The following is a 20078-nucleotide window of genomic DNA, read 5'->3' on the forward strand; positions in this document are numbered from 1 at the left end:
GGGCGCACGCCCGTCGCAGGCAGAAACGTCAGACCTTCATCGTGCCGGTCCGCACGTAGCGCTCGTGCCACGACAGCGCTTCGGCGAGCAGGTGCGGCGTGTGCTTGCCGAAGCTCTCGTGCGACGCGCGCTCGAAGTAGTCCTCGAGCATCGGCCGGTAGTCGGGATGCGCGCAGGTCGCGATGACCTTGCGTGCGCGCTGCTTCGGCGACAGGCCGCGCAGGTCGGCCAGGCCCTGCTCAGTGACGACCACCGCGACGTCGTGCTCGGTATGGTCGACGTGGCTCGCCATCGGCACGATCCGCGAGATCGCGCCGCCCTTCGCGGTGCTCGCCGACATGAAGCACGACAGGTAGCCGTTGCGCGCGAAGTCGCCAGAGCCGCCGATGCCGTTCTGGATCTTCGTGCCCATCACGTGCGTCGAGTTCACGTTGCCGTAGATGTCGGCCTCGATCATGCCGTTCATCGCGATGCAGCCGAGGCGGCGCACGAGCTCCGGATGGTTGCTGATCTCCTGCGGGCGCAGCACGATCTTGTCGCGGAACGTCGCGATTTCGTCGGCGAAGCGCTGCACGGCGGCCGGGCTCAGCGACAGCGCGGTGGCCGACGCAAAGCTCAGCGTCCCGTCGTCGAGCAGGTCGAGCATGGCGTCCTGGATCACTTCGGTGTAGGCCGTCAGGTTCGAGAAGCCGGCCGAGCTGAGTTCCGCAAGCACCGCGTTCGTGATGTTGCCGACGCCCGACTGCAGCGGCAGCAGGTTTTCCGGCAGGCGGCCGCGCTTCACTTCGTGGCGCAGGAAGTCGATCAGCTGCAGCGCGATCTGCTTCGACGTCTCGTCCGGCGCGGAGAACGCGTTGCTGCGATCCGGCGCGTCGGTCTCGACGATCGCGACGATCTTGTCGGCCGGGCAGCGCAGGTACGGCTCGCCGATCCGGTCGTCGCTCTTCGTCAGCGGAATCGGCTTGCGGTGCGGCGGCAGCGCGGTGCCGTAATAGATGTCGTGCATCCCGTCGAGGCCGAGCGGCTGGCGCGCATTCACTTCGAGGATCACGTGCTTCGCGCGTTCGAGCCAGGTCTTGTTGTTGCCGATCGACGCGGACGGGATCAGCAGCCCGTCCTCGCGGATGCCCGCGACTTCGACGATCGCGACGTCGAGATCGCCGTACAGCCCGAACCACGCGTACTGCGCGACGTGGCTCAGGTGGACGTCCTGGTAATCGACTTCGCCGCTGTTGATCTTGTCGCGCAGCGTCGGGTCGGACTGGTACGGCAGCCGCATGGAGATGCCGTTGGTGCGGGCGAGCGCGCCGTCGAGTTCCGGTGCGGTCGACGCGCCGGTCAGCACGTTGATCCGGAAGTCCTCGCCGCGCGCGTGCGCCGCGTCGATATGGGTGGCAAGCGCGGCCGGTACGGCCTTCGGATAGCCCGAACCGGTAAAGCCGCTCATGGCGACGGTCATGCCGGGACGGATCAGCGCGGCGGCTTCGTCGGCGGTGCGGACGAGCGAACGCAGGGCGGGAGCGAGGATGCGTGATGAAGACATGGCAGGTTTCTGACGCTTGGGTCGGTCGTTGACGTCGCGGGGGGTGTCTCCTGAGCGACATGAAGCCCTTGGGGCCGCGCGGGGCGGCCGGCACCACAGGCATGGTCGGAGTATCGCAGAGGCCATCGCCGCGAAATGTCCGCTGGATGCAAAAGATCCTTACCGAATATGCCGGGTATCGAACGACCGTTCTGTGACAGGCGATCCGCACGCCGCTGATTGCACACGAAAGGTGCACGAAAGCATCGGAACGAATGACCGGCCCCGGATCGCCAACCTTCGCGAATCAATCGGCGGATTTTCATTGCAATTTGCCGCCCAGCGATCGGTAATGGTCGATGGCCGGGCGGCGCGGCCAATTGTCGCCCGATGCGGCTTTGCCGGACCTGACGCACATCAACGTCGCATGCGCTGCGCACGGGCCGCCGCCTTGCGCGAAAATCTTCGCCGTATCGGCCTGAGAGGCCCGTCCGTCCTTGACAGCCGCGTGACGCGAACCACACTGGAAGACGGGCCCGGCCGCGCCGTTTGCCGCCCCGATCGCCCGCCCTTTCGCGCATCCGGTTTCGACCGGCCGATACGCGCAAGACGCGGTAACACTCCCGTATGTCAGGACATTGATCGAATAAAAAGCATCAAATTACAATTCCGTATATATTTCGCCGATGGACCAAAGAAAAACCGCCACACGCGCCGAGCCCCCCCTGCCACGCACCTGGGATGCGCGGCTCGCGCGCTCGCTTGTCCGACCGCTCGTCGATACGCCGGTCACCCCGAATCACCTCACTACCCTTCGTCTGCTGATCGGCCTCGCCGGCGCCTGGTGCCTTGCGCACGGCGGCTTCGGCTGGAGCAATGCGGGCGCGTTCCTGATCGTGCTGTCGAACTTCGTCGACCACACCGACGGCGAACTCGCGCGCATCAGCGGGAAGTCCAGCAAGATCGGGCATTTTTACGACCTCGCGGCCGATGCGCTCGTGACGGTCGCACTGTTCGTCAGCATGGGCCTCGGCATCGTCGCCCAGGGCGGGCAGATGGCCGCGTCGCCGGTGCTGCTCGGCGCGGTGGCCGGCGCGGCCGTCGCGCTGATCTTCTTCCTGCGCATGCGGATCGAATCGATCGCCGGCAAGGCCGGCACCAAGCAGGCGTTCGCCGGCGGCTTCGAAACCGAAGACGTGCTGTACCTGCTGCCGATCGTGACGCTCGTCGACGGCGTCGAGCCGTTCCTGCTCGCGGCGTCGATCGGCGCCCCGCTGTTCGCCGCATGGGTCGTGATCGACTGGTGGCGCATCGTCCGCCGTGGCAACACCCCGCAGAACCCTACTGAAATCCAGGCTTCCAAATGACTCCTAGCACGCGCGACGACTCCGTGCTGAGCCCGGCACGCCCCGCGCCCGTGCGCGCGGCCGCGGCCGACCCCGATCGCACCGTGGCCGACAGCGTCGACCAGCTCGACCTCGACCGCCTGCGTGGCGACTACACGCGCCAGGGCTCGTTCCTGTACCTCGACGCATTCCTGCCGGCCGACGCGCATGCGAAGCTGGCCGACGCCGCCCGCGCGATGCAGGCCGGCCTGAACCGCAATTACCTGCCCGGCCACAAGCAGGGCGGCAGCGTGAGCCGCCATGCGATCGACGAGCAGGCGCCGTACATCGCCGAACTGTATCGCTCGAAGGCACTCATCTCCTTCCTCGAGAAAGTCACGGGCGACAAGCTGATGCTGTCGCCGGACGACGATCCGCACGCTTACGCGCTGTATTACTACACGAAGCCCGGCGACCACATCGGCTGGCATTACGACACGTCGTACTACGACGGACGCCGCTATACGCTGCTGATCGGCGTAATCGACGAATCGTCGTGCCGGCTCGACTACGAGCTGCACACGCGCAATCCGGACGTGGCCGACGAACCGGGCTCGGTGCAAATCGCCGACGGCGGCATCGTGCTGTTCGACGGCGACAAGCTGCGTCACCGCATCACGCCGCTCGGCCAGAACGAGATGCGCGTGTCGCTCACTTTCGAATACGTGACGAACCCCGGCATGCGGCCGTGGAAGCGCTTCATCTCGAACATGAAGGACGCGATCGCGTATTTCGGTTTCCGCCAGGTGTTCAAGCAACTGGCCACGCGGCGCACGACCGGGTCATGACGCGCGCGGGCCTCATCCTGCTGTCCCTCGGGACGGCACTCTTCATCGCACTCCTTGCCTGGCAGGGCGTCGGCGCGGTCGCGTCCACGTTCCTCGCGGCCGGCTGGGGCCTCGCGCTCGTCGCGGCGTTCCACGTCGTGCCGCTCGTGATCGACGCAGTCGCGATCTCCGTGATGTTCCGCCGCGGCCAGCCGGGCGCCGAGCTCGGCAACGCACTGCGCGCGCGCTGGGTCGGCGAATCGGTAAACAGCCTGCTGCCCGCCGGGCAGATCGGCGGCCCCGTGCTGATGGTGCGCCACCTCGCGCAGCGCGGCACGCGGATGGCCGATGCGGCCGCCGCCGTGACCGTCAGCACGACGATGCAGGCGCTCGCGCAGATGGCGTTCGCGTTGATCGGCATCGCCGCGTTCAGCCTGTACGCGACGCACGACTCGGTCGCGCACCTGCGCACGCCCGCGCTGATCGCGACCGGCGTGCTCGGCGCGCTTGCGTTGCTGTTTTATGCGGCGCAGCGGCGCGGGCTGTTCGGCCGCGGCCTGCGCCTCGCGTCGAAGCTGCTCGGCCCGCGCGACTGGTCGTCGCTGGCGACGCGTGCCGATGCGATCGACGACGCGGTCGGCGCGCTGTACCGCGATCGCGCGAAGGTCGCGAAAACATTCGCGTTGAGCCTCGTCGGCTGGATCGTCGGCACCGCGGAAGTGTGGCTCGCGCTGCATTTCCTCGGGCACCCGGTGAGCTGGCTCGATGCGCTGCTGCTCGAGAGCGTCGGTCAGGCCATTCGTGGCGCGGCCTTCGCGATCCCGGGCTCGCTCGGTGCGCAGGAAGGCGGCTACCTGCTGCTCGCCCCGCTGGTCGGACTGCCGCCCGACGCGGCGCTCGCGCTGTCGCTCGCGAAGCGTGCGCGCGAACTCGCGCTCGGCCTGCCCGGCCTGCTCTATCTGCATTTCAGTGAAAGAAACTGGCAGCGGCGCCGTGCGCCGCAGCCGCTCGCCGACTGATCGTTCAGATCGCCGGCTTTTTGGTTGGAGAACCCATGCGAGCCATCATTCTTGCGGCAGGCCTCGGCTTGCGCCTGCAACAACCGCCCGAAGCGCAGTTCCCGAAGTGCCTGCTGCGCTTTGACGACGTTTCGCTGCTCGAGCGCCATCTGCGCGTACTCGACGCCGCGGGCGTCGACGAGATCGTGCTCGGGCTCGGCTTTCAGCACGAGACGGTCGAGCAGGAACTGAAGCGCCTCGGCCGCCAGGCCGAGATCGTGATCAACGACCGCTACGACCTCGGCAGCGTGCTGACCGTGCATACCGTCGCCGATGCGATGACACGCGGCGGCGACGTGCTGCTGATGGACGCGGACGTGCTGTACGACGAGAACATCCTGCACGCGCTGGTGGCCGATTCCGACAAGGCAGTCGACCGCCTGCTGATCGACCGCGATTTCGAGGCCGGCGACGAGCCCGTCAAGCTGTGCCTGAAGAACGGCGTGCCGGTCGAACTGCGCAAGCAGCTCGCGGTCGATCTCGACTACGACACGATCGGCGAATCGGTCGGCTTCTTCCGCTTCACCGAAGGCACCGCGCGCCGCCTCGCGACGATCGTCGCGGGTTACGTCGACAGCGGCCGCGCGAACATGCCGCACGAGGAAGCCGTGCGCGACCTGCTGCTCGAAGGCGGTCATTCGTTCGACGTGGCCGACGTCACCGGCTCGCCGTGGATCGAGATCGATTTCCCGAACGACGTCGCTCGCGCCACGCAAGAAATCCTCCCCCTGATTCAACGCACCACCGCAGGAGCCGCACGATGAACGCTCGCGAACCCAATTTCACCGAATCGCGCAGCGCACGCCTGCGCCGCATGCTTGTCAGCAGCGACCTCGAGTTCCTGATGGAAGCGCACAACGGGCTGTCCGCACGGATCGTCCGCGAAGCCGGCTTCAAGGGCATCTGGGCATCGGGCCTCGCGATCTCCGCGCAGTTCGGCGTGCGCGACAACAACGAAGCGAGCTGGACGCAGGTCGTCGACGTGCTCGAATTCATGGCCGACGCGAGCGACCTGCCGATCCTGCTCGACGGCGACACCGGCTACGGCAACTTCAACAACGTGCGCCGCCTCGTGAAGAAGCTCGAACAGCGCGGCATCGCGGGCGTCTGCATCGAGGACAAGCAGTTCCCGAAGACCAACAGCTTCATCGGCGGCGAGCGCCAGCCGCTCGCGGAAATCGACGAGTTCTGCGGCAAGATCAAGGCTGGCAAGGATTCGCAGACCGACCCCGACTTCTCGATCGTCGCGCGCGTCGAGGCGCTGATCGCGGGCTGGGGGATGGACGAGGCGCTGCGCCGCGCGAACGCGTATGCGGAAGCCGGCGCCGACGCGATCCTGATCCACAGCAAGCTGTCGCGCCCGGACGAAATCCTGCAGTTCGCACGCGAATGGAGCGGCAAGGCGCCGCTCGTGATCGTGCCGACCAAGTACTACAGCACGCCGACCGACGTGTTCCGCCAGGCCGGCATCAGCACCGTGATCTGGGCGAATCACCTGATCCGCGCGTCGGCCTCCGCGATGCAGGCGACCGCACGCGAGATCCACGAGAGCGAAACGCTGATCAACGTCGAGGACCGCGTTGCATCGGTCAACGAGATCTTCCGCCTGCAGGACGCCGACGAGTACTCGGCCGCCGAGCGTATCTACCTGTCGTCGTCGTCACGCGCGTCGAACGCCGCGATCGTGCTCGCCGCGAGCCGCGGCAAGGGCCTCGAAGCCGTGACCGAAGACAAGCCGAAGGTCATGCTGCCGGTCGCTGGCAAGCCGCTGCTGCGCTGGCTCGTCGACGGCTTCAAGACGCACGGCGTGAACGACATCACCGTGGTCGGCGGCTATCGCGCCGACGCGATCGACACGTCGGGCATCAAGCTCGTGGTCAACGAACGCCATGCGCAAACGGGCGAACTCGCGTCGCTCGCATGCGCGGCCGAACGCCTGACCGGCGACACCGTGATCTCGTACGGCGACCTGCTGTTCCGCAGCTACATCGTGCGCGACCTCGCGGAGAGCGAGGCCGAGTTCAGCGTGGTGGTCGATTCGTCGCTGACGGAAACCAACCAGAGCGTGCGCGACTTCGCGCTCTGCTCGGCTGCCGACGATCGCGGCCTGTTCGGCCAGAAGACCTACCTGCAACGCGTGTCGAGCGACGTCGCCGCAGGCACGCCGCACGGCCGCTGGATCGGCCTGCTGAACGTGCGCGGTGCCGGTGTCGAGCGCCTGAAGGCGATGCTCGCGACGCTGCAGGCGCGTGACGATTTCGACACGCTCGACATCCCTTCGCTGCTCAACGAACTGATCGCCGCCGGCGAGAAGATCGAGGTGCAGTACGTGCACGGCCACTGGCGCGGTGTGAACGATCTCGAAGACTTCCGCCGCGCGGGCGACTTCGCGCATGGCCAGACGCCGCTGTCCGAACCGGGCGCCGGCAACGGGGGCGCGCAATGATCGAAGCGGCCCAGTTCGTCGAGGCCGCGCGCGAACGCGGCTTCGACTGGTACGCGGGCGTGCCCTGCTCGTACCTGACGCCGTTCATCAACTACGTGCTGCAGGACCCGACGCTGAACTACGTGTCGGCCGCGAACGAAGGCGACGCGGTCGCGCTGATCGCGGGCGCAACGCTCGGCGGCAAGCGCGGGATCGCGATGATGCAGAACTCGGGGCTCGGCAACGCGGTGAGCCCGCTCACGTCGCTGACCTGGACGTTCCGCCTGCCGCAACTGCTGATCGTCACGTGGCGCGGCCAGCCGGGCGTCGCCGACGAGCCGCAGCATGCGCTGATGGGCCCGATCACGCCCGCGATGCTCGACACGATGGAGATCCCGTGGGAGACGTTCCCGACCGATCCCGAACAGGTCGGCCCGGCACTCGACCGCGCGATCGCGCACATGGACGCGACGGGCCGCCCGTATGCGCTCGTGATGCAGAAAGGCAGCGTCGCGCCGTATGAGCTGAAGGCCAACCCGGCCGCGCAGCCGCGCGCACACGTCGCCGCGCAAGCGTCGTCGCGTGCCGCATCGGCCGATGCGTGGCCGACCCGCCACGACGCGCTGCAGCGCGTGATCGCGCACACGCCGGTCGATTCGACCATCGTGCTCGCGTCGACCGGTTTCTGCGGCCGCGAACTCTACGCGATCGACGATCGCCCGAACCAGCTGTACATGGTCGGCTCGATGGGCTGCGTGACGCCGCTCGCGCTCGGCCTCGCGCTCGCGCGGCCCGACCTGCGCGTGGTGGCCGTCGACGGCGACGGCGCCGCGCTGATGCGCATGGGCGTGTTCGCGACGCTCGGCACCTACGGCCCGGCCAACCTCACGCACGTCCTGCTCGACAACGGCGCGCACGAATCGACGGGCGGCCAGGCAACGGTGTCGCAGCATGTGTCGTTCGCCGGTGTGGCAGCCGCATGCGGTTACGCATCGGCCGTCGAAGGCGATACGCTCGACGTGCTCGATGCGACGCTTGCCGCGTCGGGCGATGGCGCGCAGTTCGTGCGCATCGCGATCCGCACCGGCGTGCCCGACGGCCTGCCCCGCCCGACCGTTACGCCGGTCGAGGTCAAGAATCGTCTGATGCGGCACATCGGCGCCGCGCAGACCGAAGCCTACGTTGAAGGAGCCCATTGATGCTGCTGCTGAACCCCGGCCCGGTCACGCTCACGGAACGCGTGCGCCGCAGCCTGCTGCAACCCGATCTGTGCCATCGCGAAAGCGAATTCTTCGACCTGCAGGATGAAGCGCGTGCGCGCCTCGTCGCCGCGTACGAGCTCGATCCGGCGGAATGGACGGCCGTGCTGATGACGGGCTCGGGCACGGCTGCCGTCGAGAGCATGATTGCGGCACTCGTGCCGCAGGACGGCAAGCTGCTCGTGATCGAGAACGGCGTGTACGGCGAGCGGATCACGCAGATCGCGACGCAGTACGGGATCGCGCACGACGTGCTGAAACATGAGTGGATGCAGGCGCCCGATCTCGCGCTGATCGCTGCGCGTCTTGATGCGGGTGGCTACACGCACGTCGCCGTGATTCATCACGAAACGACGACGGGCCGGCTGAATGATCTCGGCGCGATTGCTGAAGTGTGCCGTTCGCGTGGCGTGAAGATGCTCGTCGACGGTGTCAGCAGTTTTGGCGCGGAAGCGATCGATTTTGCTGGCGGTGATATCGATGCGGTTGCCGCGACGGCGAACAAGTGCCTGCACGGTGTGCCGGGCGCGGCGTTCGTGATCGTGCGTCGTAGCGCGCTCGCGAAGGCTGCGAGCCGTACGTACTACCTCGATCTCGGTCGTCTTGCGAAGCTGCAGGATCAGCGGAATACGCCGTTTACGCCTTCCGTGCATGCGTATTACGCTCTCGTCGAGGCGCTGCGTGAGTTTGATGAGGCTGGCGGCTGGCGGGCGCGGCATGCGCATTACAAGGCGCTTGCGGATCAGGCGCAGGCAGGGCTCGCTGCGCGCGGGATGCCGCTGGTGCTGCCGGAAGGTGCTTCGTCGGTCGTGCTGCGCGCGTATCGGCTGCCGCAAGGTGTCACGTACGAAACGCTGCACGACGGGCTGAAGGCGCGCGGCTTCGTGATTTACGCGGGGCAAGGCGGGTTGTCGAAGGAGCTGTTCCGGATTTCGACGATGGGGGCGATTCAGGCGGCTGATGTTGATCGGTTGCTGGAGGGGTTTACGGCGTTGACGCGGTAACCGTTGGTCGTACCTTTGTCTGTGAAAGGCCCTTCTCGCAAGGGCCTTTTTTATTCTTTGCGGATTTCCTGGAAACGCTGGGCGAGGTGTCGGCATTCGTAAGGGGATACTCGATGACACCGTTCGAATCGTCGACAATCACTTCATGCGCCACAGGAAAATCCTCGTTAGCGCTTCGCCTCCCCCGCTATTGCAGAGCTTTACATTGATTGATAAAACTCGCGATTACGCTCGTAACCTCCTGTGGCCGTTCGAGCGACGGCAAATGTGCGGTTCCTGAAATCTGGTGAAACGTCCCGCGGGATACGTTAGCCGCAACGTAACGACTTCGCTCCTGAATTCCGGGAAGGTCCAGATCCCCACACATCACCAGCGTCGGTACCAATAGTTCGCGCAACCGTCCGTAAGCAACCGGTGCATCAGTGTTCGTGCCCGTCGGCGGCAAACCGAGAACAGCAACGTTCATCTCGTCAAACAGTTTGCGAGCTTCACCCGCCACACGTCCCTCAGGTTGAAACGGACCATCAAGCCAGAGCGTCGCTCGAATCGCGACGACCTCTTCAATATCTTTCCTCGCTTCTGCCGCCGCCAAACGGGTGATCAAATCTTCAACCCGCGCTGCATGAGTCATTTTCGGCGCACCTGTCACACTCGGCGCGACAAGAACGAGACCGCGAACATACGACGGATACCGAAGAGCTGCGTCGAGGGCTATGCCTCCACCTTGAGAGCAGGCAACGAGTATTGCAGGAGATCCACCCGCCACCGATTGGAGAACAGCAATCAAATCTTCAACGGCAGAGTGGTCCTCTGCCTCGGCAACTGTTTCGCCAAATCCGCGTCGATCATAGGCGATAGCTTGGTTGCCAACGCCGATTTCTCGAATCTGCTGGCCCCACATCCGGCGATCCGCGACCCGGGCGTGCAAAAATACAATCGGTTCTCCGCTTCCGAAGACTTCCGTGGCCAGCATGGCACGACCTGAAGTGATTAGAAGGCTTTTCATCGCGAACCGCCGCATATTTGAGAATGTGCATGGTACACGCTGTGCTGACTTGGAGTCTTCGCCGCTGAATGGTTGCTTTACGAGAAACCGGGTGACTGAAAAAGATCGGAGGTCGCCACTCGCATACGTCGGCCGCAGGTCGACCACGGCCGCCCGCGTCGGGCGGCAGTCGGCCAGTTGCGGACGCTGGCCGATGCTGTCACGCGGACGTTCGAACGACGACGCCGCAGCCAGCAACGGCCACTTGAGCGTCGATCCAGAACGTCTGCTTTTGCTCGCACGCGCACCCATCGCACGAACCCGCAGACTGTCCGCGATGGCAAAATGCTGCTATCCGTCACGGCCTGCGGTCGGGAAACAGTCGGACTGCTTCCAATTGCGTCGATCAGGAACAAAAATTCCTGAGTCGGGCCTCTGAATCTCCTTGCGCCCCGTCAGTGGATTTCAGGCCTCGTGCAGGCAAGCACCTCGTAACATCACGATGATCCCCAAAATCAGCCATAGCATTGTTGCTTTGGTCCACGAATACGCCCTTTTTTGGCAGCCAGCGCAATGAACTCATTGGAACGCGATTCGAACCGACCTGACGTGCTGATTATCGGCGGCGGGCCCGCCGGTGCGACGGCGGCGGCCTTCCTGGCGATGAAAGGACGCGACGTTGTGCTCGTGGAGAAGGAAGCGCATCCGCGCTTCCATATCGGCGAAAGCCTGCTACCACGTAACCTCGACATTTTCGAACGGCTCGGCGTTCTGGATCAGGTACGAGAGATCGGTGTCCATAAGCCGGGTGCAGAGTTCGTCTCGGACCGTACGGGTCGCAGCTGCGCGTTTCCGTTCGAAAACGCACTGAATCGAGACCGTACGCACGCCTGGCAAGTACCGCGTGCGGACCTTGATGCCTTGTTGTTCAGACAGGCAGTCGCGTGCGGGGCTGATTGTTTCGAGCGTACTCGTGTGACGCAGGTCAAGCTGGACGATGCCGGCGGACGTCACGTCGTGTCCGCGCAGGACGAATCGGGCGGCACCCGCGAATGGCATCCGCGCTACGTGCTCGACGCTTCGGGCCGCGATACGTTTCTCGCGTCGCGGATGAAGGTCAAGACCTCGAACAAGTACAACAACACGGCGGCCGTTTATGCGCATTTCACTGGTGTAGAGCGTCGAGAAGGCGAACTCGCGGGCTACATCAGCATTCATCTTGCGGAGGATGGCTGGTTTTGGCTGATCCCGCTACCCGGTGACACAATGAGTATTGGCTTTGTCGGCAATCAATCGGCGTGGAAAGCGCGCAAGGGAACGCCGACCGAACTGCTAACCGAGCGTATCGCTTCGAGCCCGACCGTCGCGGCTCGCGCGCAAGGCGCACAGCGCGTATCGGACGTCTACAGCACGGCCAATTACAGCTATCGCGCGCGAGAGGGCAACGGTAACGGGTTTCTGATGATCGGCGATGCCTACGGATTCGTTGATCCGATGTTCTCGACAGGCGTATTGATGGCGATGATTGGTGGAGAACTCGGCGCGGAGGCCGCCCACGTTTGGCTCGACGATCCGGCACGAGGAACAAAGCTTGCACAGGCAGCCAACCAAGAGCTGTCAGAGGCGATGGATCGGATCAGTTGGCTGATCTATCGAGTGAACGATCCCGTCATGCGTACGCTTTTCATGGCTCCGTCCAATCGCCTGTGGATGCGAGACGGCATCGTCAATCTGCTAGCAGGAAATCTTCGGGGGAGCTGGCGCGCCGCACTCCCGGTGATGTGCTTCAAGGTCGTATATCACGTGCTCTCGGCACTGCACCGCCGTGGAATCGAGATTTCGCTGCCGGAGATGCCCGCGCCTGGAGCCTGATCGGCCTGGCTACCCGGACCCGCTCGGTAGCGACCGCTTGCCGATTGCGCATCGGACATTGCCGAAGGCATTGGTGACGGACCGCAATGAGTCGGGGATGTGAGTTCGTCGATGCAGAAAGCTGACGTTCGGTTGCTCGACGCCGACGCTGTCAGCAATCCGCCACATTGCCGACGTAGAACCCAGCCCGCCCCAATGTCGGCAACAGCCGACGACCCGTCGGCCACCAATCAAAATCCGATGACCGTTGTGCGCCGGGACCCGCCGTGCGACGCGCCAGTGAAGGGCCGAGAAGGGTCGGTACTCGACATCCACGGCATCAATGAAGAACCTTTTGACTATGAGAATCCTTCGTTTCGCCCCGCTGCTGGCGCTCGCCGCCGCCTCCGCCGTTCAGGCTGCCGACAACCAGCCTTGCGGCGACGATACCGTCACGGCCATCGCCCGCTGGGCCGGCATCGCCAGCGCACGGATCGCCACACGTGACGCGGACCGGCTCGTCGTCGCGGCGGCATGCAAGGTCATGCCGAATGCGCCCGAAACGACGATCGCGGCCGTTGCATTCGACTCGCTTCCCAAAAGCAAGAACCCGGACGAAAGCAATAAGCTGCAGGTCGTCGCGCTCGTTGAAGGCGGCAAGGTCTTGGCGGCCGAAAAATCGGTAATCGAGGAAGATGCCGCGACGGAGATCGGCGAGAACAGCTATCGCATCGATACGGCGCCCTACCGGCTGTCGCCTGACGTGCGCGCATTCGGCGTCGTATTCACGAGCAGCGCACGCGGCGCGAGCTGCCCCGATGCAGACGCCAGCGAAGAGCTGACGCTGTGGGTGCGCGACGGTAACCGCATCCGTCCGGTGTTCGGCACCAATCTCTACGGATGGGTCAGTGTCGAAGGCGAAGCCTGCGGCCCCGGCGTCGGCGACGCGAGCAGTGAAGATGCACGCATGACGATCGCCGTCGAGAAAACATCGAGCCACGGCTTCGCAGACCTGTCGATCACCGCACACATCACCAAGTCGCAGCGCAAGGACCGTGAATACTCGGATACGGGTAAGCGCACCGCACGGGCGATCGTCCACTACGACGGCAAAACGTACGGGATCGATATGTTCCGGAACTTCTGGTATTCGCCTGCCGCGATGAAGCGCTTCAAGTAAAACCACGGCGGGCCGCCACCCGCCTACTCCGCCACCTTCGCCCCGATCGCCTCGCCCGACGCCGGGATCCGCCGCGCGTCCTCGCGCCCCCGCCGCATCTCACGCACCGTATACCGATCCTTCAACCGCAGGAACGGCTTCTCCACGAGGAAGTAACTAGCCGTCGCCGCCATCAGCGCCCACACGATCCCAAGCGGAAACGCGTGCGCAACCGGCAGATCCGGGTTCGCAAACGGCTGCTGCCACAGATACAGGCTGAACGAGATCGTGCCGATGAACACGACCGGCCGTGCGCGCAGCCAGCGCGCACACCAGAACTCGTCGCGGAAATTCAGCACGACTATCACGATCGCGATCAGCGCGGCTTCGAGCGTCACGCCGTACGTCGCATTCCAGAAGCCGCCGAGCCGGTGTTCGGCGAGCGGCATGCCGAGCAGCACGACGAAGACGATCGCCGTCACGATGCGCGCCTCGCCCCTCCACGAGCCGATCCACGCTTCGAGCCGTTCGCGGTTGAGCGATGCATAACAACCAATCAGGATCGGGTCGACACCGGTGTGGAGCATCATCCCGAGCTGCCCGCGCAGCGCTGGCGCAACGAAATACGTGACAGCGCGCACCAGCGGCACGATCAGGATCAGCGCGGCCAGCCAGCGCGTGCCGGCGCGCCGCATGCCGAACACGAACAGCAGCGGCCAGAACCAGTAGAACTGTTCCTCGAGCGCGAGCGACCAGAAATGGCCGAGGTACCACGCACCGTCCGGATGCAGCGTGTTGTCGGCGGTCAGCCCGAACCAGGCCGAGTAATTCCACAGGTGCAGCGCGGCATACAGCCACTGCCGGCGGTCGACGTCGAACCAGCCGGCGAACGCGACGATCGCAACGGCCGCGAGATAGACATAGCAGGCCGGCCAGATCCGCAGCGCGCGGCGCACGTAGAACGACGTCAGCGCGATCCCGCCGGTGCGCGCGAACTCGGCGCGCAGCACGTTGGTGATCAGAAAGCCGCTCAGGACGAAGAAGATCAGCACGCCGAGCCGGCCGTCGGCGATCAGCCGCAACGGCGCGTACCAGCCCGTGTAGCCGCCCGGCAGCACATGTTCAGCGTGTCCGATCACCACCATCGCGACCGCGACGGCGCGCAACCCGGTCAACTGCGTGACGCGATGGTTCATCGGCTGTTTCCCGTTGGCACGGTAAAGGAGCAGGAGATGGCCGGCGCGCCGACTGGCACGCCGATATGCCGCCGGGATTTTGTATGAAAAATATCGGAATGAAATTGCTTCAAAAATCCCCGAGCTGACAGTGGCGGTCGCGCACGCCACAGCGAGCAAACGTCGAGCGCGGCGAATGGGCATAATGACAAGCCTTGTCCGGCGGCGGCCGGTCCGATGCCCACGCAACGATTTTTGCGGCGCAGCAACACCCGACGTACCGTACCCGGCCCGCGCCTCGTCCGCCTCTCCTGTCGACCTTCACCCGGAGCCTGTCTGTGTACCCACCGATCGAACCCTACGCCCATGGCCACCTCGACACCGGCGACGGCCATCGCATCTACTGGGAGCGCTGCGGCAACCCGGCCGGCAAGCCCGCCGTGTTCCTGCACGGCGGGCCCGGCGCCGGCTGCAGCCCCGACCATCGCCGCCTGTTCGATCCCGAGCGCTACGACATCCTGCTGTTCGACCAGCGCGGCTGCGGGCGCTCGACGCCGCATGCGAGCCTCGAGAACAACACGACCTGGCATCTGGTCGCCGATATCGAACGCCTGCGCGAGATGGTCGGCGCCGAGCAATGGCTCGTATTCGGCGGATCGTGGGGCAGCGCGCTGTCGATTGCCTACGCAGAGACGCACCCCGAGCGCGTGAGCGCGTTGATCGTGCGCGGCATCTTCACGATGCGCCGCGCGGAACTGCTGTGGTACTACCAGGAAGGCGCGTCGTGGCTATTCCCCGACCTGTGGGAAGACTTCGTCGCGCCGATTCCGGAAGCCGAGCGCGGCGACCTGATGGCCGCCTACCATCGCCGGCTGACCGGCAACGACGAAGCCGCGAAGCTCGAAGCCGCGCGTGCATGGAGCATCTGGGAAGGCCGCACGATCACGCTGCTGCCCGATCCCGCGCTCGCCGCGCATTTCGCCGACGGCCACTACGCGCTCGCGTTCGCACGGATCGAAAACCACTACTTCGTGAACAAGGGTTTCGTCGAGGAAGGCCAGTTGCTGCGCGACGCCCATCGCCTCGCCGGCATTCCGGGCGTGATCGTGCAAGGCCGCTATGACATCGCGACGCCCGCACGCACGGCGTGGGAACTGTCGAAGGCGTGGCCGGATGCGACGTTCGAGATCGCGCCGGGCGCCGGGCACGCTTACAACGAGCCGGGGATCCTGGAAGCGTTGATCGCGGCAACGGACCGGTTCGCTGCGTAATCGATGCAATGCAACGCGGTGCGTGCGGCCGTGCCTGCCGGCACGCGTACGCACCGCCCGGTCAAAGTGCGGCCTCGACGATCGTCCTGTCGCTAATCGCCCGCTCGACGAGCTGCTCGTCACCGACCTTGCGGATCGCGTCATCGAGCAGCCCTTCCGGCTCTTCGGTCGCGACCTTCAGCAAGCCCGACAGCCCGCGCGCGTCGAGCACCACCAGCGTCTCCATCGAATCCGCGCGGCTCACGAGCACGCGGCGCAGCGCCGGCCCAGCGCCGAAGCTCGCGCAGAGCGCAATCGTCTCGCTGCCGAGCATGTAGTCGAAGTGCTTGATCATGGTCTGCCGCCGTTGCAAAAATGGCGACGCGCGACGGCGCGGCGCCGTGACGTCGACGCACCCGCGCGTGCCGCCGGCGCGCCGGACACTGGTCCGGACCGTTCGCCGGCATCACCATGCTAGGCGTGCAGTATTAACGAAGACTTAAACGGGAAATCGCCCGCACGGGCGGCACGCGTTACGGCACGTCGAGCGGCTCGACCGTCACGCCGACCTTCAGCTCCTGGTCCGCGCCGCCGCCGCGAATCACGCCGCGCAACGGCGTCACATCGGCATAGTCGCGACCGATCGACAGCATCACGTAGTCGTCGCCCGGCGCGCGATCGTTGGTCGGATCGAGCTGCAGCCAGCCGTTGTCCTCGGGCCATGCCGGGTCGTACACCTCGACCCACGCATGCGACGCATCGGCGCCGATCAGCCGTGGCTGACCGGGCGGCGGCTGCGTGAGCAGGTAGCCGCTCACGTAACGCGCGGCCAGCCCGAGCGAACGCAACGCGCCGATCATCACGTGCGCGAAATCCTGGCAGACGCCCTTGCGCAATCGCAGCGCATCGAGCGCCGACGTCGTGATGTCGGTGCTGTTCGGCGTGTACGCGAAGTCGGCGTGCACGCGCCGCATCAGGTCCCAGGCGGCCTGCACGAGCGGACGTTGCGGCGTGAAGCTCGCGGCCGCATACGCGGCGAGTTCGGGATCGCACGCGACGTGCGGCGACGCGAACACGAATTCGCTCGCCGCGTCGTACGGCTGCCCCGCGCGGAACCGCAAGCGGTCGCGCACGGCTTCCCATGCAGTCGCACGTTTTGCATCGGGATTCGCGATCGCAGGCGGTGACTCGCCGCGCGCGCCGAGCGACCACACGGGCGGCGTCACGCGCACCGTGCTGCGGCTGCGCACGAGCAGCGCGTCGTGCGGCTGGTTCAGCGCGAACGACGCGCGCGCATTGCCGAATGCGTCGATCTCCGTGCCGACCGATTCCGGTGCGGGCTCGATGTCGAGCGAGAACGACAGCACTTGCTGGCGCGGCGTCACGAGCGGTTGCAGGCGCGCCTGGTGCTGCGCGGATTCGACACGCGCCGCATACCGGTATTCGGTATCGTGCGTGACGCGCAGCAACCGGCCCGGTGCAACGGCCGCCGGTGCGGCCGGTGCGCTTGGTGTCGCTGCCGGTCGTGCATTGCCCGCGCCAGACGGCGCCTTTACCGCGCCTTTCGTCGTCACCATAGCGTCCTGCCCGCCTCGCGCACGTGGCTGAAATAGCGTTCGCCGATCCGGTTCGACAGCTCCCAGACCGCCTTCACGGTCGCGTCGAGCGCGGCGAGCAGCTTGTCGTGCCGGCCGCCTTCAGCGGTTTCGCAAAGCTCGTGCAGCGACCACGCGGGCACGTCCGGAATCGTCTCGGCCAGCTCGGACAGCGCATAACCTTCGCTGCGCTCGACTTTCGTCAGCCGGCCGCGCAGCGCCTGCACGACCCAGCCGAGCGAGCGCGGGTTGTCGGTATCGAGCAGCACGAGCGACAGCAACGGCGCGACGTCGAAGCCGCGCTGGAACCGCGAGCGGAACGTGATCGTGCTGTCGAACAGCTCCAGCACGAGTTCGAAACCGTCCTGCCGATGCACCGCGCCTTCGTCGAACGCGAACTTGAGCACGCTGCACAGGAAGTCTAGCCGGTCGATCTGCCGGCCGATCGACAACAGGCGCCAGCCGTCGTCGCGCGTCATGTTGTCGGTTTGCGCGCCGGTGATCGCGCCGAGCAGCAGGCCTAGACGCTCCAGCAGCAGCAGCGCTTCGTTGCCGATCTGCTCTTCGGCCTCGGGCAGACCGGCGCTGTCCGCGAACAGTTGTGTCGCGTCGTCGATCAGCCGCCATTGATCGCTCGACAGCCTTTCGCGGATCGCGGCGGCCGCGCCGCGCATCCCGAACAGGCACGACGCGATGCCTGACGTGCGATCCGCGCCGCGCGTCAGCGAGGTCGCGAGCGCATGCTGGAACGCGCGCGGCGCTTCGACGGCATTCGGCGCGTCGGCCGCGATCAGGCCCGTATCGCGGCACAGCGTGTCGATCAGCTCCAGATGCGCAGGGCTGTCGACGTCGTCCTCGCCGCGCAGCCTTTCGAGCGCGGCGCGCGCCAGTCGCATCAGGTTGGTCGCCCGCTCGGTGTAACGGCCGAGCCAGAACAGGTTCTCGGCCGCACGGCTCGCGATCGCTCGCGGCCGTTCGACGAGGTCGTCGGGGCCGAGGTGCGTCTGCAGCAGCGTCGTCGAGTCGACGATGCCTTCGGTCATCACCCACGTATCGACGGTGCTGCCGCCGCGCGGCATCGGCGCATTGAACAGCGTGTCGCGCGTGCCGACCCGCGACAGCCCGCCCGGCAGGAGCCGCCAGCGCTGCGCGCCGTCGGCGAGCGCGAAGACGCGCATCAGCAGCGGCTTCGGCACGATGCGCGCGCTGCCGTTGCCGTCGGGCGCGTCGGGCCGCGGCCAGGTCGGCGCCTGCGACAGCGGCAGGTCGGCCTGCACCGTGTAGTGTTCGGGCCGCGCGAGGATTCGTGCGCGCCATTCGGCCAGCTGCGCCTGCGTGAGCCGCGCGCCGATCACCGGCTCGAACGCGCCGCCAGCCGGCACGTCGGGTGGATAGGATGCCTTCACGATACTGCGCGCGAGATGCGGCAGCGCGTCGGCGCAGGCAGCCTCCTCGCCGCACCACCACGAATGCACGGCCGGCAGCGTCAGCGTTTCGCCGAGCAGCCCTTCGGCGAGGCGCGGCATGAAGCCGAGCATCGCCGGCGATTCGAGGAAGCCCGAGCCCGGCGCGTTCGCGAGCAGCACGTTGCCCGCGCGCACGGCCTGCAACAGCCCCGGCACGCCGAGCATCGAATCGGGCCGCAGTTCGAGCGGATCGAGCCACGCGTCGTCGACGCGGCGCAGGATGCCGTGCACCGGCTCGAGCCCGCGCAGCGTCTTCAGGAATACGCGGTTGTCGCGGGCGGTCAGGTCGCCGCCTTCGACGAGCGTGAGGCCGAGGTAGCGCGCCAGATACGCGTGCTCGAAATATGTCGCGCTGTGCGGCCCCGGCGTCAGCAGCACGATCCGTGAATTCTTGCGGGCCGGGCTGAGCGACTGCATGCTCTGCAGCAGTGCGCGGTACGCGGACGCGAGCCGCTGCACGCGCAGCCCGCGAAACCCGCGCGGAAAGAGCCGCGACACGATCAGGCGGTTTTCGAGCAGATAGCCGAGCCCGGCCGCGCCTTGCGTGTGCTGCGCGACGATCCGCCACTGGCCGTCGGGGCCGCGCGCGAGATCGAACGCGACGACATGCAGCCACGTGTCGCCCGGCACGCGTGCGCCGCGCATCGCGCGCAGATAGCCGGGATGGCCGGTGACGAGCGCGGGCGGCAACAACCCGCGCTGCAGGATCGTCTGGGGGCCGTACAGGTCGGCCAGCGTCGCGTTGAGCAACCGCACGCGCTGCAGCACGCCGCGCTCGATCGCGACCCAGTCCTCCGGCGTGACGATCAGTGGCAGCAGGTCGAGCGACCACGGGCCGGCCGCGCCGTCGCCGGCGCGCTGCTCGTGCAGTTGGTAGAACAGGCCGTTCTCGCGCATGCGCCGGTGCAGCGCGTCGGCGCGACGATCGAGGTCGGCCACACCGTCACTGCCGATCGATGTGAAGAAACTGCGCCACGCGGGCGCGAGCGCAGGCGCGTTCAGGCCGGCCGCGCTGCCGCGCAGTTCGTCGTAACGGCCAGCCGCCGCCGGCGCCGCGAGCGCGGCGGCCAGTTCGGCGGCATCCGGCTGCGCGCCGGAATCGAAAAGCGTGGGCATCGCGTCGGGGGCGGCGAGATGATCGGTGTCAATGGGCGGCACGATGTCGTTCCGTCTTCAG

The 20078-nt window shown here is 66.4% G+C and carries 16 protein-coding genes; 10 read left to right on the plus strand and 6 right to left on the minus strand.

The features are described 5' to 3' along the window. Positions 1 to 28: 28 nt before the first annotated feature. Positions 29 to 1543: an acetyl-CoA hydrolase/transferase family protein gene (locus KEC55_RS21315; RefSeq protein WP_282510471.1), complete on the minus strand. Its 1515-nt coding sequence runs from the start codon at positions 1541 to 1543 to the stop codon at positions 29 to 31. Between the two features lie 665 nt (positions 1544 to 2208). Between KEC55_RS21315 and KEC55_RS21320 the strand changes: the two genes are divergently transcribed. The 7 genes from KEC55_RS21320 to KEC55_RS21350 are packed head-to-tail and all read left to right on the plus strand — an operon-like array spanning position 2209 to position 9420. Next, positions 2209 to 2889: a CDP-alcohol phosphatidyltransferase family protein gene (locus KEC55_RS21320; protein WP_176045126.1), complete on the plus strand. Its 681-nt coding sequence runs from the start codon at positions 2209 to 2211 to the stop codon at positions 2887 to 2889. Then, positions 2886 to 3695 carry a HalD/BesD family halogenase gene (locus tag KEC55_RS21325; RefSeq protein ID WP_282510475.1) on the plus strand — a complete coding sequence of 270 codons (810 nt, stop codon included), beginning with the start codon at positions 2886 to 2888 and terminating at the stop codon, positions 3693 to 3695. The genes KEC55_RS21320 and KEC55_RS21325 overlap by 4 nt, the downstream gene beginning before the upstream one ends. Next, positions 3692 to 4693, plus strand: coding sequence for an HpnL family protein (locus KEC55_RS21330; RefSeq protein ID WP_282510476.1), 1002 nt, complete (start codon positions 3692 to 3694; stop codon positions 4691 to 4693). Before KEC55_RS21325 ends, KEC55_RS21330 begins: the two co-directional genes overlap by 4 nt. 35 nt (positions 4694 to 4728) lie before the next feature. Next, entirely contained in the window at positions 4729 to 5496 is a 768-nt protein-coding gene (locus KEC55_RS21335) for an NTP transferase domain-containing protein (protein ID WP_176045124.1), read from the plus strand. Beyond that, positions 5493 to 7178, plus strand: a complete 1686-nt coding sequence (gene aepX, locus KEC55_RS21340) for a phosphoenolpyruvate mutase (RefSeq protein WP_282510479.1) — start codon at positions 5493 to 5495, stop codon at positions 7176 to 7178. Before KEC55_RS21335 ends, aepX begins: the two co-directional genes overlap by 4 nt. Beyond that, the gene (aepY, locus tag KEC55_RS21345; protein ID WP_282510481.1) at positions 7175 to 8356 is read left to right on the plus strand and encodes a phosphonopyruvate decarboxylase; all 1182 of its coding nucleotides are present in this window, start codon (positions 7175 to 7177) and stop codon (positions 8354 to 8356) included. Before aepX ends, aepY begins: the two co-directional genes overlap by 4 nt. Next, the gene (locus tag KEC55_RS21350) at positions 8356 to 9420 is read left to right on the plus strand and encodes a 2-aminoethylphosphonate aminotransferase (RefSeq protein ID WP_282510483.1); all 1065 of its coding nucleotides are present in this window, start codon (positions 8356 to 8358) and stop codon (positions 9418 to 9420) included. The genes aepY and KEC55_RS21350 overlap by 1 nt, the downstream gene beginning before the upstream one ends. Before the next feature lie 187 nt (positions 9421 to 9607). Here KEC55_RS21350 and KEC55_RS21355 read toward each other — a convergent pair whose 3' ends face one another. Beyond that, the gene (locus KEC55_RS21355; protein WP_282510485.1) at positions 9608 to 10717 is read right to left on the minus strand and encodes an alpha/beta fold hydrolase; all 1110 of its coding nucleotides are present in this window, start codon (positions 10715 to 10717) and stop codon (positions 9608 to 9610) included. Positions 10718 to 10978: 261 nt separating this feature from the next. On the opposite strand from KEC55_RS21355, the gene KEC55_RS21360 reads away from it, so the two are divergent. Both KEC55_RS21360 and KEC55_RS21365 read left to right on the plus strand, forming a co-directional pair. Further along, positions 10979 to 12277 (plus strand): NAD(P)/FAD-dependent oxidoreductase, encoded by a 1299-nt coding sequence (locus tag KEC55_RS21360; protein WP_282510487.1) that lies wholly within the window; start codon positions 10979 to 10981, stop codon positions 12275 to 12277. A gap of 340 nt (positions 12278 to 12617) precedes the next feature. Continuing rightward, entirely contained in the window at positions 12618 to 13436 is an 819-nt protein-coding gene (locus KEC55_RS21365) for a multidrug ABC transporter ATPase (protein WP_282510489.1), read from the plus strand. Between the two features lie 23 nt (positions 13437 to 13459). Here the strand turns inward: KEC55_RS21365 and KEC55_RS21370 are convergent, their stop codons facing one another. Further along, positions 13460 to 14611: an acyltransferase family protein gene (locus KEC55_RS21370; RefSeq protein WP_282510490.1), complete on the minus strand. Its 1152-nt coding sequence runs from the start codon at positions 14609 to 14611 to the stop codon at positions 13460 to 13462. 317 nt (positions 14612 to 14928) lie between these two features. Here KEC55_RS21370 and pip point away from each other — a divergent pair, with 317 nt between their 5' ends. Next, the gene (gene pip / locus KEC55_RS21375) at positions 14929 to 15861 is read left to right on the plus strand and encodes a prolyl aminopeptidase (protein ID WP_282510492.1); all 933 of its coding nucleotides are present in this window, start codon (positions 14929 to 14931) and stop codon (positions 15859 to 15861) included. A 61-nt stretch (positions 15862 to 15922) separates the two neighbouring features. Here the strand turns inward: pip and KEC55_RS21380 are convergent, their stop codons facing one another. From KEC55_RS21380 to KEC55_RS21390, 3 genes are all read right to left on the minus strand, one after another. Continuing rightward, complete coding sequence (locus KEC55_RS21380) at positions 15923 to 16195, minus strand: hypothetical protein (protein WP_282510494.1); 273 nt, start codon at positions 16193 to 16195, stop codon at positions 15923 to 15925. A gap of 178 nt (positions 16196 to 16373) precedes the next feature. Beyond that, positions 16374 to 17417 carry a transglutaminase family protein gene (locus KEC55_RS21385; protein ID WP_282510496.1) on the minus strand — a complete coding sequence of 348 codons (1044 nt, stop codon included), beginning with the start codon at positions 17415 to 17417 and terminating at the stop codon, positions 16374 to 16376. Next, positions 17411 to 20017, minus strand: a complete 2607-nt coding sequence (locus KEC55_RS21390; RefSeq protein WP_282511377.1) for a circularly permuted type 2 ATP-grasp protein — start codon at positions 20015 to 20017, stop codon at positions 17411 to 17413. Before KEC55_RS21390 ends, KEC55_RS21385 begins: the two co-directional genes overlap by 7 nt. Positions 20018 to 20078 lie beyond the last annotated feature (61 nt).

The sequence above is a fragment of the Burkholderia cepacia genome (genome assembly GCF_029962485.1).
Taxonomy (GTDB): domain Bacteria; phylum Pseudomonadota; class Gammaproteobacteria; order Burkholderiales; family Burkholderiaceae; genus Burkholderia.

Coding starts and splice junctions, on each gene's coding strand:
- KEC55_RS21315 (WP_282510471.1), bottom strand. CDS start 1,543: ATGTCTTCATCACGCATCCTCGCTCCCGCCCTGCGTTCGCTCGTCCGC.
- KEC55_RS21320 (WP_176045126.1), top strand. CDS start 2,209: ATGGACCAAAGAAAAACCGCCACACGCGCCGAGCCCCCCCTGCCACGC.
- KEC55_RS21325 (WP_282510475.1), top strand. CDS start 2,886: ATGACTCCTAGCACGCGCGACGACTCCGTGCTGAGCCCGGCACGCCCC.
- KEC55_RS21330 (WP_282510476.1), top strand. CDS start 3,692: ATGACGCGCGCGGGCCTCATCCTGCTGTCCCTCGGGACGGCACTCTTC.
- KEC55_RS21335 (WP_176045124.1), top strand. CDS start 4,729: ATGCGAGCCATCATTCTTGCGGCAGGCCTCGGCTTGCGCCTGCAACAA.
- aepX (WP_282510479.1), top strand. CDS start 5,493: ATGAACGCTCGCGAACCCAATTTCACCGAATCGCGCAGCGCACGCCTG.
- aepY (WP_282510481.1), top strand. CDS start 7,175: ATGATCGAAGCGGCCCAGTTCGTCGAGGCCGCGCGCGAACGCGGCTTC.
- KEC55_RS21350 (WP_282510483.1), top strand. CDS start 8,356: ATGCTGCTGCTGAACCCCGGCCCGGTCACGCTCACGGAACGCGTGCGC.
- KEC55_RS21355 (WP_282510485.1), bottom strand. CDS start 10,717: ATGGGTGCGCGTGCGAGCAAAAGCAGACGTTCTGGATCGACGCTCAAG.
- KEC55_RS21360 (WP_282510487.1), top strand. CDS start 10,979: ATGAACTCATTGGAACGCGATTCGAACCGACCTGACGTGCTGATTATC.
- KEC55_RS21365 (WP_282510489.1), top strand. CDS start 12,618: ATGAGAATCCTTCGTTTCGCCCCGCTGCTGGCGCTCGCCGCCGCCTCC.
- KEC55_RS21370 (WP_282510490.1), bottom strand. CDS start 14,611: ATGAACCATCGCGTCACGCAGTTGACCGGGTTGCGCGCCGTCGCGGTC.
- KEC55_RS21380 (WP_282510494.1), bottom strand. CDS start 16,195: ATGATCAAGCACTTCGACTACATGCTCGGCAGCGAGACGATTGCGCTC.
- KEC55_RS21385 (WP_282510496.1), bottom strand. CDS start 17,417: ATGGTGACGACGAAAGGCGCGGTAAAGGCGCCGTCTGGCGCGGGCAAT.
- KEC55_RS21390 (WP_282511377.1), bottom strand. CDS start 20,017: ATGCCCACGCTTTTCGATTCCGGCGCGCAGCCGGATGCCGCCGAACTG.